Origin of the sequence: Rhodococcus sp. 15-2388-1-1a (genome assembly GCF_002259145.1) — a bacterium.
Taxonomy (GTDB): Bacteria; Actinomycetota; Actinomycetes; order Mycobacteriales; family Mycobacteriaceae; genus Rhodococcoides.
In genome coordinates, this window is the sequence record NZ_NPFP01000030.1 from 19,323 (window position 1) to 35,521 (window position 16,199).

The following is a 16,199-nucleotide window of genomic DNA, read 5'->3' on the forward strand; positions in this document are numbered from 1 at the left end:
GACCCGATGACGGTATCGGCGGCCGTCGCTGCGTGTCTGCCGTTCGCAGCAGGTGCTGTGTTCGCGCATCTGCCCACGACCGCTGTCGCGGCCGGTCTCGGCTCTCTGAACACCGGTTCCGTGCTCGCTCGGTTCACTGCCGGATGGCTGGCAGGCGTCGCGGCCGTCACCGCCGCAGGGCTGGTGATCGTGGACACCGCAGTCCTGGCGTCGGACTCGTCCGGCTGGGTGCGGTGGCTGAGGGTGGCTCTCGGTCTCGCTCTGCTCGTTCTCGGCGTCCGCAAGCTGGTCGGGCGGGTGCGGAACGGCCCGGCGCAGGAAGAACCGGGGTGGGTCGGGACGGCCCGAAACCTCACCGGAGGCAAGGCTTTCGCCACTGCGTTCCTGCTCGGATCGGTGAATCCGAAGAGTGCCGTCATCGCGCTCTCCGCCGTCGCGGTGATCGTCGACGCGTCCTCGGTAGTGGCCGTCCAGATCACGGCCGCGGTGGTGTTCGTGGTGGTGTCCAGCCTGGGCGTCGCTGCACCTGCCGTCGCGCTGCTCGTCTTCCGCGACCGTGCCCGACGTCCCATGAGCACCGTCGTCGACCGGTTCGTCGCGTACAGCGACGTCGTCTTGATCGCGATACTCCTGGCCCTTGGCCTGTACATGACAGTGAACGCTATCTGATCATCGATCGAGTCAATCGTCCATCAAGACGGTGAAGTCGTGTTCGTTGCGTTCGGCTCTACGCACGTACATCCAGCCCACACCGAACAGCATCGGATAGATCGCTGCTCCCAGCACCACCCACGACAGCCCGATTCCCAGCAGTGGAACGTCGGTGACACGTGCGAGAAGCAGCCCCAGCAACGGAATTGCGAACAGAATCGACAGCGTCATGACCGCCAGGCGCACCGACAGCAACAGCTGCGCGCGAACCAGGCTACGGACCAGGGCGTCGCCGACCTCGGTTTGCTCCTGCACTTCGACACGAGTGCGCACCATCCGTGCGCCGCGACGTTGCGAGAGCACCACCCGCTGTCGGTGCGGCTGGCTCACTGCGTACTCCTCGTCACCGGGACGACCACGATTGCAGCGGCCCGCGAACCAGTCTGTCCTTGAGTTCTCTGGCGTGCCGTCGGCTCACCGGCAGTTCGCAGGCAGCGAGGTTTCCGCTGGCCCGCAGACACACCACCAGACCCGAACCGACGCTGCGGATCCCCGTGACCAATCGCAGCGAGACCAGGTACGAGCGGTGCACGCGGAGGAATCCGGCATCGGCCCAGCGACTTTCGAGGGCCGAGATCGGTATACGCACCAGGTGCGAGCCGTTGGAGGTGTGCAACCTCGCGTAGTCGCCGTCGGCCTCCACCCACGCGACCGACGACCGGTGCACCAAGGTGGTGGTCCCGCCGAGTTCGACGGGGATGACCTCGTCGGCCGACGTGTCCGTCGACTCCGCGGGTCGACGCCGCGCCAGCAACACCCGGCGCAGTGCCTCGGTGAGCCGATCCTCTCGCAACGGCTTGAGCAGGTAGTCGACGGCACCGAGATCGAAGGCGGCCAGGGCCCGGTCGTCGTGGGCGGTGACGAACACGACGGCGGGTGGCCGCGCGAATGCCGACAGGATGCCGGCCAGTTCGAGGCCGTCGAGCCCGGGCATGTTGATGTCGAGGAACACTGCGTCGATCGGTTGCGCGGAGGTCTGTTGCAGCTGCCGCAGTGCGGTGGTGGCGTCCTGCGCGGTGAACACCTCGGCGACGGTGTCCTGCTGGCGCAGCAGAAAGGCGAGTTCGTCCAGTGCCGGGCGCTCGTCGTCGACGGCGAGGACGATCAACCCACGGCCGGGGGTGGCAGCCTGCGTCATGCCCGTACACCCGGCCTGAATTTGGGCACCCGCATGCTCACTTTGGTGCCTGCGCCCGGTGCGGTGTCCACCACGAGACCGTAATCGTTACCGAAGGCTGCCCGCAGCCGATCGTCCACGTTCGCCAATCCGACATGGGCCGCGTCCTCGGTGTGCAGACTTCCCGAGCGCAACACTTCGGGATCCATCCCCACACCGTCGTCCTCGATACTGATCACCGCGTCGGTGCCCTCGTCGGCGGCGATGATCGTCACTCGGCCGCCGTCGGCCTTACCGGACAGGCCGTGCCGGACAGCGTTCTCGACGAGCGGCTGCAGCGCGAGAAACGGCAGTGCTACGCCCAACACCTCGGGAGCGACCTGCAACGTGACCTGCAGGGAATCGCCGAAGCGGGCGCGTTCGAGCGTCAGGTACCGATCGATGTTGCGCAGCTCGTCCGCGAGCACCGTGAACTCGCCCGCGTTGCGGAACGAGTATCGGGTGAAGTCGGCGAACTCGAGCACCAGCTCCCGCGCCCGATCCGGGTCGGTGCGCACGAACGACGCGATCGTGCCGAGTGCGTTGTAGATGAAGTGCGGGCTGATCTGTGCGCGCAGGGCCCGCACCTCGGCGCGGTCCAACCGCGCCCTCGACGCGTCGAGTTCGGCGAGCTCGATCTGACCGCAGGCGTAGCGCGCGACCTCGGCGATGGCCCCGAGCATGCCCGGTCCGGGCTCGGCGACGACAGCGGCGCCCAACACCCCGACCACCGGAGACTCGTCGACGACCAACGGCTGCACCACCAGCGCTCTGACCTCGTGGATCGAACCGAGCGGCAGACGCACCAGGACGCGACGCTGCCCGTCCACGGCCCGTTTCGCCGCCTCGACGAAGGCCGGCGTCAGCTCGTCCCACGGGCCGTCCCAGGCCAGCAGCGAACCGTCGGGATCGCAGATGCCCAGTGCGTCCGCACCCGTCAGCACCCGCAGATGCGGCGCGGCCGCGGCGGCCGAACGAGCGTCGAGGCCGTCGCGCAGCGGCTTGGCCGCCAGCGAGGCGGTATGCAGGGTGGCGTGGACGGCGCGCTCGGCAGGTGTGGTCAGGTCCCGTCGCCCGCGCAGACTGATCACGGCGATCACCGAGACGATCACGGCCACGATCACCGCCATCGTTGCCAGTGCCGCGGTCATCGCGCGCACGTGGTCGAGGTGGGCACGTTCAGGAAGCGTTCGACGAGCCAGTCGACTCCGGTGCCGTTGGCGGCCAGTTCGGCATGGCCCTGCTCCGGTTCGGAGCGAAACTCGACGTCGTCGCCCAGTGCGCAGGCCTCGGCCACCGCGTCGCGGGTCCACTGGGGATCGATGAGGTCGTCGCGTTCGCCGACCAGGACCAACAGCGGTACCCCGGTGCGGGAAGTCGGAACCGCAACCGATTCGAGCCACTGCGTCATCCGATCCGATGCCTCCTCGGAGTCCGGGAGAGCATCGGCCGGATCGAGGACGGCTCCGGCGTCGGCCTTGGAGAAGCCGAGGAGGTCACTGCAGGCGGTCAGTGCGGACACGTTGTCGGCGAACGTGCCGCGGATGTAATCCGAACGTTCGGCAGTCGGATCCACGGCGTGCAGACCCTCGTAGAGATACGGCACCAACAGTTGACGCGGCACGGTCTGCTCGGTCTCGGGCGCGAAGAAGCGAGTGGCATCGGCCACCGGAGAGAGCGCCGCGGCACCGACCAGTTGCAGACCGTCGCCGTAGTCGTCACTGCGTTCGGCTGCCGCCCAGACTGCTTGTCCACCTTGGGAAGTACCTACTGCGCCCCACCTGGTGCCGACGTCGGGAACCAGGTTGCGGGCCGCACGCACCGCGTCGATGACGTCGTACGCTGCGGCGTCCCGGTCGAGGTAGGCGGGATCTCCCGGCGTCCCGAGGCCCTGGTAGTCCGTCACCACGACCACCGTGCCGCGTTCGAGGAACGGCGTCACCAGGCCGATGGTGCCCAACAGGTTGGGGTACAGCGACGGCGCACACTCGTCGGTGACACCGGTGGTTCCGTGCCCGACGGAGACGATCGGCCAACCTCCCGGCGGCGCAGACCCCTTGGGCACGAACACCGTTCCCGAGGTTTGCGTGCCGCCTCCGGTGACCCCGTCGGTGGTGCGGTAGACAATCCTCGTGGCGGTCCCGCCGAGGTAGGCGACACCGATGTCGACCTGTCCCAGCAGCATCGACGACACGATCTCACCGCGTTCGAGGCCTTCGGGTGCCGCGACCGCAGTGGGGGCGGGTTCGAGGGGTTCGGCTGCGGGCGTGCTGCACGCGGCAAGGGCGAACACCAGTGCCGCGGCGGCCACCGGTCCCGTCGACCTCACTGTCTCTGCGCTCCTACGGTGTACGTCGTGCGATGCGAGCCTCCGCCGCAATTTCTTCCACGTCCAAGCCATTCAACACTGCCCGCAGAGCTTCGTCTTCCAACTCCCCCGAGTCGCGGGCCGCGATGAGCGCCGCCCGCTGCGCGACCAGCACGTTGTGCCGCAGCGAATCGAACAAGGCCCCTGCCGCCGCGATCCGCTTCTCGCGATCCTCGGTCTCGTCGGCATCCAACCGAGCGCGCACCGAGCGTCGGACGCGCTCGATCACCTCGTCGACGCGCTCGGCGTCCACTCCGGCAATTCCGTCCTTCGCCGCGCGCTGGAGGTAGTCCTCTGCCGCCGTACGGGCAATGGCCTGCGAGAGCAGCCGCTGATTGTCGTTGCGCTGCTGCTCGAGTGGATCTGCGACGTCGAGTCGGCGGATCAACAGCGGAAGCGTCAGACCCTGCAGCAGCAACGTACCGACGGCAACGACGAACGCCACGGCCTGAATCACTGCACGCCCGGGGAATTCGTCACCGAGCACCGTGGTCAGCGGCACACCGGCCGCTGCAGCGAGCGTGACCACCCCACGCATGCCCGCCCACGAAAGCACCAGGTTCTGCTGCCACGTCAGACCGGCCTCACCCGGCGACGATCGCCGGAACAGCTTGCGAAGCACTGTGTTTCGACCGGAATTGACGAAGATCCACGCCGGCCGGACGGCCATCACCACCACGAGCACCAGCAACGCGTAGGCGAACACGTGGTGCACCGGCAGCCCTTCACGCTGGACTTCCTCGATGACGAACTTCAGCTGTAAACCCATGTAGGCGAACACGAATGCTTCGAGCAGGAGATCCAGCGTCGGCCACACCTGGCGTTCCTGCACCCGAGTGGAGACCGACACGTCGGCGGTGACGCGGCCCAACACGAAGCCCGCGGTGACGACGGCGAGCACACCGGAGGCATGCAACTCCTCGGCCGCCAGATACGCCGTGAACGGCAGCACCAGACCGAGCACGGTCTCCAGCGCCGAGTCCGCGATGCGATTGCGGACGAACCGCACGATGCGAGCCAGGACCAGCCCCACGAGTACGCCGCCCGCGATCTCGTACAGGAAGAACAGCACCGGTGAACCCAGTTCGATCCGACTGCCCGTCACCGACGCCACGGCCAGGGTGAACAGAGTCAACGCGGCCGCGTCGTTCACCAGAGACTCGCCGGTGAGGATGGCCATCATCCGAGCAGGCAGGCCGAGCTTGCGGCCGACGGAGACCGCGGACACCGCGTCGGGCGGGGCAACGACGGCACCGAGCACCAGCGCCGCGCCCAGGGTCAGTTCCGGGATCAACAGATTCGCGAACCAGCCGACCACGAACGTCGTCACGATCACCATGACCAAACCGAGCCGAAGGATCTGGCCGAGGTTGCGCCGAAAGGTGACGAACGAGAAATCCAACGCAGCGGAGTACAGCAGCGGCGGAAGCACCACGCCGAGGATCAGCTGGGGCGAGAGACTGACGTGCGGTACTCCGGGAACGAACGAGGCAATGGATCCGACGGTGACCAGGACGAGCGGGACCTGCAGATCGATGCGCCTGGCGAAACCGGCGACCGCGATCGCGAAGATGACTACGAGAAGAAGAATCGGTCCGTCCACCCCGACGATTGTGCCGTCAGCCGCACCCTGGGGTACGACCGACGGCCACGATCACCGATGCGGGAGACCGAAAGGTCCTACTTGTCCGGAATCGCCTTCTTGACTGCGTCCTGAACCTTGTCGACCTTGTCTGCGTATTTGCCGCCGGTCTTGTTATCGATGAAGTCCCCCGCCTTCTCCACGACGTCGTCGATCTTGTCCGAGTTCTCGGCCGCAAGGTCCTTGCCCTTGTCGACCATGCCCTTCAAATTGTCTGCGAAGCCCATGAAACTCTCCTGCCGGTCGGGTGCAACGGAACACCCGAAAGCCTACGTTTTGTTCTGCCGATTGCGTAGCGCAGTGCCGATCCTGTTCGACACCTCGACGAGCGCGATACCGACGCCGCCGATGATCAGCGCACTGGTGGTGGCTCCGACGTTCGACGGATCGAGCTTGAAGAAGGTGCGGCAGAACGGGATCGCGAACAACAGCAGGTAGCCACCGACCGATCCACCGAGAAGAAGAATCTTCCACCAGTTGTAGGGCCGCGCGACGACGGCCAACACCCACAGCGCGATCATGATCAAGGTGATCAGCGCGGTGGTACTGGCCTGTGTCACCTGAGTCTCGGTGGCGTTCGGGCCTGCATAGACCAGCAGGTAGGACACGAACGTGCACGAGCCGACGATCAAACCGGACGGAACCGCCAGTCGCATCACCCGCGAGACGAATCCACTGCGGGCTCGCTCGTTGTTGGGTGCGAGCGAGAGAACGAAGGCGGGGATTCCGATGGTGAACCACGCCGCGATCGTCACGTGCCGTGGCAGGAACGGATACGGAATCGGCTCGAAGTGGAAGATCTGCGACAGCACGCCCGAGAGCCCGATGAGGAACGCCAGCAGTACCGAGTAGACAGTCTTGGTGAGGAACAGATTGGAGACGCGTTCGATGTTGCCGATGACCCGTCGCCCCTCCCCCACGACGTAGGGAAGCGTGGCGAACTTGTTGTCCAACAACACGATCTGCGCGACGGCTCGCGTGGCTGCGCTCCCCGAACCCATCGACACGCCGATATCGGCGTCCTTGAGCGCGAGCACGTCGTTGACGCCGTCGCCGGTCATCGCGACCGTGTGGCCGCGAGATTGCAACGCGCCCACCATCGCCCGCTTCTGATCGGGCCGAACGCGGCCGAACGTGGTGGAGGTCGCCAGAGTGTCGGCCAGCTTCTCGGAGTCCTCGGGCAGTTCACGCGCATCGATCGGGGCGTCGCCGCCGGGCAGGCCGAGCGATCCCGCGACTGCACCGACCGAGACGGCATTGTCGCCGGAGATGACCTTGACCTGCACGTGCTGGCTTGCGAAGTACTCCAGCGTGTCTCGGGCATCCTCGCGTACCTTCTGCTCGAGGACCACCAGCGCTCGCGGGGTGACGACACCGGGCGCATCCGGATCGTCGACGGAGATGTCACTGCTGGCAAGCAGCAATACCCGCAGCCCTTTCGAACCTGTGGATTCGGCGCGACGAGCGATGTCGGAGGAGGCGTCGAGCAACACGTCCGGGGCACCGAGGAGCCAGTTTCCGTGCTCGCCGTACGACAGTCCGCTCCACTTCTTGGCCGAGGAGAACGGGGCCACGGCCGTCTGCACCCACCCCGGCGCGTCCGGGTATGCCTCGCCGACGGCCTGCACACTCGCGTTCGGCCGCGGATCGTCGTGGGCCAGGGACGCGAGAGCCGCTGTGACGGAATCGGAATCATGCTCGTCGATCAGCACCAACTCGGACAGCCGCATGCCGTTCTCTGTGAGGGTGCCGGTCTTGTCGGCGCACACCACGTCGACGCGGGCGAGGCCCTCGATCGCAGGCAGCTCCTGCACCAGGCACTGCCGTTGACCGAGCCTGATGACGCCCACCGCGAACGCGATCGAGGTCATCAACACCAAACCCTCGGGGACCATCGGCACCAGGGCCGCGACCATGCCGTTGAGAGCCGGCTTCAAAGCCTGACCGCTGGAGAACAATTGGTTGTAGATGATCAGTGCGCCGGCCGGAATCATCAGGTACGTGATGAATTTGAGGATCTTGTCGATACCGCTACGCAGTTCGGACTTGACCAGCGTGAACTTGCTGGCCTCCTCGGCAAGCTTGGCGGCATAGGCGTCGCGCCCGACCTTCGTCGCGCGATACGCACCGCTGCCCGAGACGACAAAACTGCCCGAAAGTACCTGCGCTGCCAGAAGTTTGTGCACCGTGTCGGCCTCACCGGTGAGCAACGACTCGTCGATCTCGAGGCTCGCGGTCTCGATCACTTCACCGTCGACGACGATCTGATCGCCTGGGCCCAGTTCGACGATGTCACCGAGCACGACCTCGTCGGGCGGAATCTGCTTCGAGGTGCCCTCGCGTCGCACCTGGGGCTTGTTCTGCCCGACGATGGCGAGTCGATCCAGCGTGCGCTTCGCGCGAATCTCCTGCACGATGCCGATGCCGCTGTTCGCGACGATCAGCAGCCCGAACATGCCGTCGATCACCGAGCCCGTGGAGAGCACGATGATCAACAACACACCGAGAATGGCGTTGATTCGGGTGAACACGTTGCCGCGGACGATGTCGCGAACCGACCGAGAAGCGCGGGCCGGAACGTCGTTCGACTTTCCCTCGGCCCTGAGCCTGGCGACATCCGCCTCGGTCAGCCCGGTATCCCGCTGCGCATCGGCCTCGATAGACATGCGTGCAGCTTAAACCCGGTCCGGTCAGCCCAGCCGAGCCCACCAACGATCGTCGTGCAGCGTTCGCGTGCCGTCTATTCGCTGCCCCGGCATCGGCACCGCCACCTGAACTCCGACGTCCTGGGCGGCGGCATGCAGTCGCACTATCGGCTCGGACCAGGGGTGGAAGGCGAGATTGAACGTGGCCCAATGAATCGGGACGAAGATGCCCGACGCCGTCAGATCGATGTGCGCCGTGACCGCTTCCTCCGGATTCATGTGGATGTCCGGCCATCGCACGTCGTAGGCCCCGACGGGCAGCAGCGTCAGGTCGAAGGGGCCGTAGTTGCTGCCGATCTCGGCGAACTTCGGTGTGTAGCCGGTGTCGCCGCCGAAGAAGACGCGTCGAACCGGACCGGCGAACGCCCAGGATGCCCACTGCGTCGAGTCCCGGGTCAGGCCGCGGCCGGAGAAGTGCCGAGCCTCGGTGCAGGTGACGGTGAGGCCGCCGAGGTTCGTCTGCTCGTCCCAGTCCAGCTCGATGATGCGATCGTCGGGCACCCGCCACTTGCGCAGGTGCGCACCGATGCCGAGCGGCACGACGAACGGGGCCGACTGTGTGCTCGCCAGCTTCTGCACCGTCGCCTTGTCCAGGTGGTCGTAATGGTCGTGGGAGATGACGATGGCGTCGACCTTCGGCAGATCGGTCAGCTCGACCGGCGTCGGATGCAGGCGCGCGGGCCCCACCACCGACGACGGCGAGACGCGATTGCTCCACACCGGATCGGCGAGGACGCGATAGCCGTCGACCTCGATGAGCACACTCGAGTGGCCGTACCAGGTGACGGCCAGCTCGCCCGCGTCCACCGGCGCGATCGGCGGTGCCAACGGAATCGGACGCTGCGGCCTGCCCTTGCCGCGTTCGGTGACGAGCGAGACGAACATGTTCTGCTGTCCCTTCTCGCCCCGCCCCGGTACGTAGCTGGAACTGGGGTCGGAGTTGTGGAACCGGCGATCGCGGTAGCGCGGAGACGCGGCGGCGTAGGGGGTGATGTGCACGCGTCTGGCACCGATGGCCGACGGCAGACCCCACAGCGCACGCGCCAACCATGCCCCGCTCAGTGCTGCCGTGGCTCCCAGAACGAACTTCGTCTTCGTCACGGCCACCACAGTAGGCGGCGCCGACGTCTTCGCAGCTCACCCGTAGCCTTGCCGTAGAATATTCGCGTCGGTTTTGCTGCTAGAAGGGGAGACATTGAGTACCGAACAGCTCGAATTCCAGGCGGAGACGCGTCAGCTCCTGGATCTGATGGTGCACTCCATCTACTCCAACAAGGACAGCTTTCTCCGTGAACTGATCTCCAACTCCTCGGACGCGCTGGACAAGCTGCGCCTGGAGTCGTACCGCAACAAGGACCTGGACGTCGACGTCTCGGATCTGCACATCGAGATCGACATCGACGCTGCGGCCCGCACGCTGACCATCCGCGACAACGGCATCGGCATGTCGCGCGCCGAGGTCATCGACCTGATCGGCACGCTGGCCAAGTCCGGCACCGCGGAGGTTCGCAAGAAACTCAAGGAGGCCAAGGACGCAGCGGCTTCCGAGGAGCTGATCGGCCAGTTCGGCATCGGCTTCTACTCCACGTTCATGGTGGCCGAGAAGGTCACGCTGCTCACCCGTAAGGCCGGCGAGAGCACGGCCACCAAGTGGGAGTCCACCGGCGAGGGCACCTACGAGATCACCGACGTCGAGGACGCCCCGCAGGGCTCCTCGGTGACGCTGGCTCTCAAGCCCGCCGACGAGGAGGATCACCTCCACGACTACGCGTCCGAGCGCAAGATCAAGGAACTGGTCAAGAAGTACTCCGACTTCATCGCCTGGCCCATTCGCATCGACGTCGAGAAGCGCGTCAAGAGCCCAGCTGATGAGAATGGCGATGTCGGCGAGGACACCGTCACGATCGAGACGGAAACGATCAACTCGCAGAAGGCGCTCTGGACCCGCTCCAAGGACGAGGTGTCCGAGGAGGAGTACAAGGAGTTCTACAAGCACGTCAGCCACGCCTGGGACGAGCCGCTCGAGGTCATCCCGTTCAAGGCCGAGGGCACCTTCGAATACCAAGCGCTGCTGTTCATTCCGTCGCAGGCACCGTTCGACCTGTTCATGCGCGAGAGCAAGGCCGGAGTGCACCTGTACGTCAAGCGCGTGTTCATCATGGACGACTCGCAGGAACTGCTGCCCGAGTACCTGCGCTTCGTCAAGGGTGTCGTCGACGCAGCGGACCTCTCGCTCAACGTCTCTCGCGAGATCCTGCAGCAGGACCGGCAGATCCGCGCGATCCGTCGACGCCTGACCAAGAAGGTGCTCTCGACGGTCAAGGAACTGCAGAGCGAGCAGCCCGACAAGTACAAGACGCTGTGGTCGCAGTTCGGCACGGTCCTCAAGGAGGGCCTGATCTCCGACAGCGACAATCGCGAAACCCTGCTGGGCATCGCATCGTTCGCGTCCACCGACTCCGAGGAGGGCGTGACCACCCTCGCCGAGTACGTGGACCGAATGAAGGACGGCCAGCAGCAGATCTACTACATGACGGGCGAATCCCGCCAGCAGATCGAGAGCTCGCCGCACATGGAGGCCTTCAAGGCTCGTGGGCTCGAGGTGCTGCTGCTCACCGACTCGGTCGACGAGGTGTGGGTCGGCAACGTCACCGAATTCGACGGAAAGTCGTTCCAGTCCATCGCCAAGGGCGAGGTGGACCTCGACACCGAAGAGGAGAAGAAGGAGTCCGAGGCCAAGCGCGAGGAGCAGGACAAGGAGTTCGCCGACCTGCTCACGTGGCTGACCGAGACCCTCGGTGAGGACGTCAAGGAGGTGCGCCTGTCGACGCGCCTGACGACATCACCGGCCTGCGTCGTCGGCGACGAGTTCAGCTTCTCCCCGCAGCTCGAGAAGATGTACAAGGCGTCGGGACAGTTCGTGCCGACCTCCAAGCGCATCCTCGAACTCAACCCAACCCACGATCTGGTGACGGGATTGAAGAAGGCCCGCGAGGATCGCAGCGACGATCCGCACCTCGCCGAGACTGCCGAATTGCTCTACGCGACGGCCTTGTTGGCCGAAGGCACCGAGCTCAAGGACCCGGCGAAGTTCTCCCGATTGCTGGCGGATCGGTTGACGCGCACCATCTGAGCGGCTTCGCCGCATGTGAGTGGAACCTCGTAGCCTGCTACGAGGTTCCACTCACGACCCGAGCGGCACGAGAAGATGGAGGACCCTCCCGCCATGACCGACGCACCACTGCTGATCGAGCGAACCGGGGACATCGTCGCCTGGACGTTGAACAACCCCCAGGCCCGTAATCCCATCTCCGAGATGGAGACCATCGACGCTCTCGAGGCCGCGATCGCGGACGCGAACGGGGATCCATCGATCAGGGTTGCCATCCTGACCGGTGCCGGTTCGGCATTCTCGTCGGGCGGGAACGTCAAGCACATGCGGGACAAGCAGGGAATGTTCGGTGGTAGCCCGGCCGAGTTGCGGCAGGGCTACCGCCACGGCATTCAACGAATCCCGAAGGCGTTGTATCACTGCGAGATTCCCACGATCGCCGCGGTCAATGGCCCAGCGATCGGAGCCGGCTGCGATCTGGCATTGATGTGCGATCTTCGAATCGCCTCGACCACTGCGACATTCTCCGAGAGTTTCGCCAAGGTGGGCATCATTCCCGGAGACGGTGGGGCCTGGCTGCTCCCCCGGGCCATCGGCATGGCACGGGCGAGCGAGATGGCGTTCACCGGCGAGGCCATCGACGCCGCTACGGCATTGGAATGGGGCTTGGTCTCTCGGGTCGTCGAGCCCGAAGATCTGCTCGACGCTGCCCACGCACTGGCTCGGCGTGTGGCGGCCAACCCACCGCAGGTACTGCGTATGACGAAGAAGTTGTTGCGCGAGGGCCAGCAGCAGAGTCTGGAATCCTTGCTCGAACTCTCCGCCGCCTATCAGGCCATCGCACACCACACCGAGGATCATTCCGAGGCTGTCAACGCGATGCTCGAGCGTCGCGACCCCGAGTTCCGAGGACGCTGACTCGCCAGGTGAGTGGAAACTCGGGCCCACTACGAGTTTCCACTCACCTACGACGAAGTCGCCTACTGCTCGGGCAGGATGTGCTCCCCCGTCTTGTCGGTACTCAGCGACAGTGAACTGATGTACTGCTTCTCCCCGTTCGGCCCGGGCACGTTGGACGCGATCATGTCGGGTCGCTCGAATTCCATTCCGCTGACGTGGCACATGACGAGCGCGTCGGACGGGTTTCCGTGCTCGTCGAACATCGGCAGATCGATGCCGTCGTCGGTGCGTCGCAGGTAGTACCTACCCTTGGTCGCCACCGCCAGGATGGGCGGAAGAACAAGTGCGAGAACGAGAGCCACGATCGGCGAGTACGGCTTGATCGTCGATCCGAATGCCCCGAAGAAGACCAGAATCGACAGGATCGCCGACGCCGCCATCGACCCGAAGCCGACCGGATTGATGTTGTAGAGCATGCCGCGTCGGAACTCGGGAACCTTGGGCGAGAGCTTGAGGATGTACTTGTTGAAGACGATGTCCGACGCCACCACGGCGATCCACGCGATACCGCAGTTGGCGTAGAAACCGAGGATGCTGTTGAGGAAGCTGAACATGTTGGCTTCCATCAGGATCAGCGCGATCGCGAGGTTGAACAGCACGAAGACCATGCGGCCCGGGTACGTCTTGGTGAGGCGGGTGTAGGAATTGGTCCACGCCAGCGATCCGGAATAGGCGTTGGTGACGTTGATCTTGATCTGGCTGATGACGACCAGGATCACCGCGAGAGTCATGGCGAGCCAGCCCGGCATGAAGTTCTCGTAGATCTCCAGGAACTGGTGCACCGGCTCGTTGGCGATGGTGGATCCGTCGACGACGTTGGCGATGAGATACACGGCGAGGAACAGGCCGACAACCTGCTTGAGCGCGCCGAAGATGACCCAGCCCGGCCCGGCGAGAAGCACTGCCGTCCACCAGCGTCGGGAGTTCTCGGGTGTCTTGGGTGGCATGAACCGCAGGTAGTCGATCTGCTCGGCGATCTGCGCGATGAGCGACAGACACACGCCGGCCGCGAGCATCACCGACCCGATGTTGACGCCCTTGCCGTCGGCACCGTCCTGGCCGCCGTAGGCGAAGAACTCCCCGACCGAATCGGGATTGCTGATCACCAGATAGACGAACGGCAGCACCATCAGCACCAGCCACAGCGGCGTGGTCCAGACCTGCAGCTTGGCAAGGGCTTTCATGCCGTAGATGACCAGCGGGATCACCATGATCGTGGACACCGCGTACCCGATGGGCAACGGGATGCCCAGTCCGAGTTCGAGTCCCTGCGCCATGATCGAACCCTCGAGCGCGAAGAAGATGAACGTGAACGTCGCGAAGATGACGTTGGTGACCACCGACCCGTAGTAGCCGAATCCGCTTCCGCGCGTGATCAGGTCGAGATCGATGTTGTAGCGGGCGGCGTAGTAGGCGAGCGGGAGTCCCGTCAGGAAGATCACCACGGCGAACACCAGGATGCCCCAGAGTGCGTTGCCGGTTCCGTAGGAGATCCCGATGTTGGCACCGATCGCGAAATCCGCGAGGTACGCGATGCCGCCGAGCGCGGACGTCGCGACGACACCGGTTCCCCACTTGCGGTAGCTACGCGGCGCGAAGCGCAGCGTGTAGTCCTCTAGCGTCTCTTTGAGCGCGGTGTCTGTCGGCGCTGGTTGTACGGCGGTCATGGGTCAGTAACGTAGAACCGCCACGTTGCCGGGGCGTCTTGGGAAGATGTAGCTACTGTTACTCACTCCGACGATCAGGACATTACGGACCGAATGTCCCGCTTCTGCGGCTACATCACGCGGCTGCGCGCGCCGCCAGCAGCGAGAAGTTCGACAGTTCCGCACGAAGCATGTTCATCGCCCGGTGCTGGGCGACTCTCACGGCTCCGGCCGTCATTCCGAGCGCTTCGCCGGTTTGCGGTGCCGTCAGACCCCACACGACTCGCATCAGGATGATCTTGCGGTACTTCGTCGGCAGGGTGTCCATCAAGGCCTGGGTGTGGCTGCGCAGTTCGTCGCCGAGCGCGAGCTGCTCCGGCCCGGCATCGGTGGATTGCTCCTCGGGCATCTCGTCTATCGAGAACGTCTGTCGCAGAACAGATTTGCGACCGGCATCGGCCAGCTTGTGCGCGGCGATCCCGTACACGAACGCCATGAAGGGCTTGCCCATGTCGCGGTACTTGGGGATGGCGGTGACCAATGCGAGGCAGACCTCCTGCACCACATCGTCCGCGGCGACGTCGAGATTTCCGATTCGGGAGGCGCAGTATCGACGAACCGGTGGCTGGATCAGCACCAGCACCTGCTCGAGAGCGAGTCGATCTCCCGCTACGGCTCGGGGCACAACATCCTCGAGCCTGTCCATGCCGAAGCTCATGGTCGATCTCCTCACTGGCAACGCGCGTCCTCTCCTGAACGCTCACCAGTACTTCGGTGCCGATTCCCAACCGGCTTGGTCCGAGCAGCTACCACACCGACCGAAATGTGTGATTCAGGTAACACGGCGTGTCGACGGAGCGAAGTACCCGACAACACCGTCGTCGCAGCACGTGACACTCACACCCGCGGAGCGCCCATGATCACCAGCGAGCAGACCCATCAGGTCGGTCGCCGCAGCACCGTCGCTGCCGGCGACGGCACCGCGCTGGCGGTTCGCGAGTTCGGGCATCCGAATGCGCCGCTGACCGCGGTGTTCGTGCACGGACACTGCCTGCGCATGCAGTCGTGGACCGAACTGCGTCGACAGGTGGAGCACACCTGGGGAGACGATGTGCGGATCGTGATGTACGACCACCGCGGACACGGTGAGTCGAGCGCGGCCGCCCCGGAGAGTTGCACCATCGACCGACTCGGCGAGGACCTGGCCGACGTCATCCGCGCGGTGGTCCCGTCCGGACCGTTCGTCGTCGTCGGCCATTCGATGGGGGGAATGACGGCGCTGTCCTACGCCCGTCAGAACCCGGAGGCCATCGGCACGCGCCTGATCGGAGTCGGTTTGATCGCGACGTCGGCGGGTGGGATAACCGACGACGGACTCGGTAGTTGTCTCGCGCATCCCGCGGTGTCGGCATTCCAGGCCGCTGTGCGACGAGCCCCTCGCCTGATGTCGGGTGCCAAGAGACTCAGTCGTGGCGTGTGTGCACCCATCGTCAGGACAGCGGGATGCGGATCCCGAAAAGTCGATCCGAGGGTGGTGACGCTGGCGACGGCGATGCTGGGCGAGACGTCCATCGTGACGATGGCCGGCTTCCTCGGGGCGTTCCGAGGACTCGACGAGGTGGCCGGCCTGGCCGCTCTCGCCTCGATTCCCACCCTCGTGCTCTGCGGATCCGACGACGTGATGACACCGATGCGACACTCGGAAACCCTTGCCGCACACCTGCCCGACGCTCACCTGGTGCGCGTCGCGCAGGCCGGGCACATGGTGATTCTGGAACGAGCCCACGAGGTGGCCGAGGCCATCGTAGAACTCGTGACGGCCGCTCGACGTGCTCACGTGGGAGATCTTGCGCTGGCTCGCTAGCCACGAGAACCTGCCGACGACTGTGGCCCGCAACG

Annotated in this window: 14 protein-coding genes; 4 read left to right on the forward strand and 10 right to left on the reverse strand. The window is 65.2% G+C overall.

Going from position 1 to position 16,199, the window contains the following annotated elements; translation table 11 throughout:
- The first annotated feature begins 6 nt into the window (after positions 1-6).
- Complete coding sequence (locus CH302_RS17155; RefSeq protein WP_141216678.1) at positions 7-669, forward strand: GAP family protein; 663 nt, start codon at positions 7-9, stop codon at positions 667-669.
- A 12-nt stretch (positions 670-681) separates the two neighbouring features.
- Here the strand turns inward: CH302_RS17155 and CH302_RS17160 are convergent, their stop codons facing one another.
- The 8 genes from CH302_RS17160 to CH302_RS17195 form a co-directional block, all read right to left on the reverse strand.
- Positions 682-987 carry a hypothetical protein gene (locus CH302_RS17160; RefSeq protein ID WP_371828448.1) on the reverse strand — a complete coding sequence of 102 codons (306 nt, stop codon included), beginning with the start codon at positions 985-987 and terminating at the stop codon, positions 682-684.
- 67 nt (positions 988-1,054) lie between these two features.
- On the reverse strand, positions 1,055-1,849 hold the full coding sequence (locus tag CH302_RS17165) for a LytR/AlgR family response regulator transcription factor (RefSeq protein ID WP_037191809.1): 795 nt from the start codon (positions 1,847-1,849) through the stop codon (positions 1,055-1,057).
- Positions 1,846-3,018 carry a sensor histidine kinase gene (locus tag CH302_RS17170; protein ID WP_037192165.1) on the reverse strand — a complete coding sequence of 391 codons (1,173 nt, stop codon included), beginning with the start codon at positions 3,016-3,018 and terminating at the stop codon, positions 1,846-1,848. The genes CH302_RS17165 and CH302_RS17170 overlap by 4 nt, the downstream gene beginning before the upstream one ends.
- A complete protein-coding gene (locus CH302_RS17175; RefSeq protein WP_037191808.1) occupies positions 3,015-4,196 on the reverse strand; it encodes an alpha/beta hydrolase family protein in 1,182 nt (393 codons plus the stop codon). The genes CH302_RS17170 and CH302_RS17175 overlap by 4 nt, the downstream gene beginning before the upstream one ends.
- A 13-nt stretch (positions 4,197-4,209) precedes the next feature.
- A complete protein-coding gene (locus CH302_RS17180) occupies positions 4,210-5,838 on the reverse strand; it encodes a Na+/H+ antiporter (protein ID WP_037191805.1) in 1,629 nt (542 codons plus the stop codon).
- 77 nt (positions 5,839-5,915) lie between these two features.
- Entirely contained in the window at positions 5,916-6,104 is a 189-nt protein-coding gene (locus CH302_RS17185; protein WP_037191803.1) for an antitoxin, read from the reverse strand.
- Positions 6,105-6,146: 42 nt separating this feature from the next.
- Positions 6,147-8,543, reverse strand: a complete 2,397-nt coding sequence (locus tag CH302_RS17190) for an HAD-IC family P-type ATPase (RefSeq protein WP_037191801.1) — start codon at positions 8,541-8,543, stop codon at positions 6,147-6,149.
- Positions 8,544-8,567: 24 nt separating this feature from the next.
- The gene (locus tag CH302_RS17195) at positions 8,568-9,683 is read right to left on the reverse strand and encodes an MBL fold metallo-hydrolase (RefSeq protein ID WP_082323719.1); all 1,116 of its coding nucleotides are present in this window, start codon (positions 9,681-9,683) and stop codon (positions 8,568-8,570) included.
- A 94-nt stretch (positions 9,684-9,777) separates the two neighbouring features.
- Here CH302_RS17195 and htpG point away from each other — a divergent pair, with 94 nt between their 5' ends.
- Together htpG and CH302_RS17205 are read left to right on the forward strand one after the other, a co-directional pair.
- Complete coding sequence (gene htpG, locus CH302_RS17200) at positions 9,778-11,715, forward strand: molecular chaperone HtpG (RefSeq protein ID WP_037191799.1); 1,938 nt, start codon at positions 9,778-9,780, stop codon at positions 11,713-11,715.
- A 93-nt stretch (positions 11,716-11,808) separates the two neighbouring features.
- Entirely contained in the window at positions 11,809-12,612 is an 804-nt protein-coding gene (locus CH302_RS17205) for a crotonase/enoyl-CoA hydratase family protein (RefSeq protein WP_037192162.1), read from the forward strand.
- 62 nt (positions 12,613-12,674) lie between these two features.
- Here the strand turns inward: CH302_RS17205 and CH302_RS17210 are convergent, their stop codons facing one another.
- Together CH302_RS17210 and shbA are read right to left on the reverse strand one after the other, a co-directional pair.
- On the reverse strand, positions 12,675-14,321 hold the full coding sequence (locus tag CH302_RS17210) for a purine-cytosine permease family protein (RefSeq protein WP_037191797.1): 1,647 nt from the start codon (positions 14,319-14,321) through the stop codon (positions 12,675-12,677).
- 115 nt (positions 14,322-14,436) lie between these two features.
- Positions 14,437-15,018 (reverse strand): RNA polymerase sigma factor ShbA, encoded by a 582-nt coding sequence (gene shbA / locus CH302_RS17215; protein WP_037191795.1) that lies wholly within the window; start codon positions 15,016-15,018, stop codon positions 14,437-14,439.
- 198 nt (positions 15,019-15,216) lie between these two features.
- Here shbA and CH302_RS17220 point away from each other — a divergent pair, with 198 nt between their 5' ends.
- The gene (locus tag CH302_RS17220; protein WP_037191793.1) at positions 15,217-16,164 is read left to right on the forward strand and encodes an alpha/beta fold hydrolase; all 948 of its coding nucleotides are present in this window, start codon (positions 15,217-15,219) and stop codon (positions 16,162-16,164) included.
- Positions 16,165-16,199: the final 35 nt, after the last annotated feature.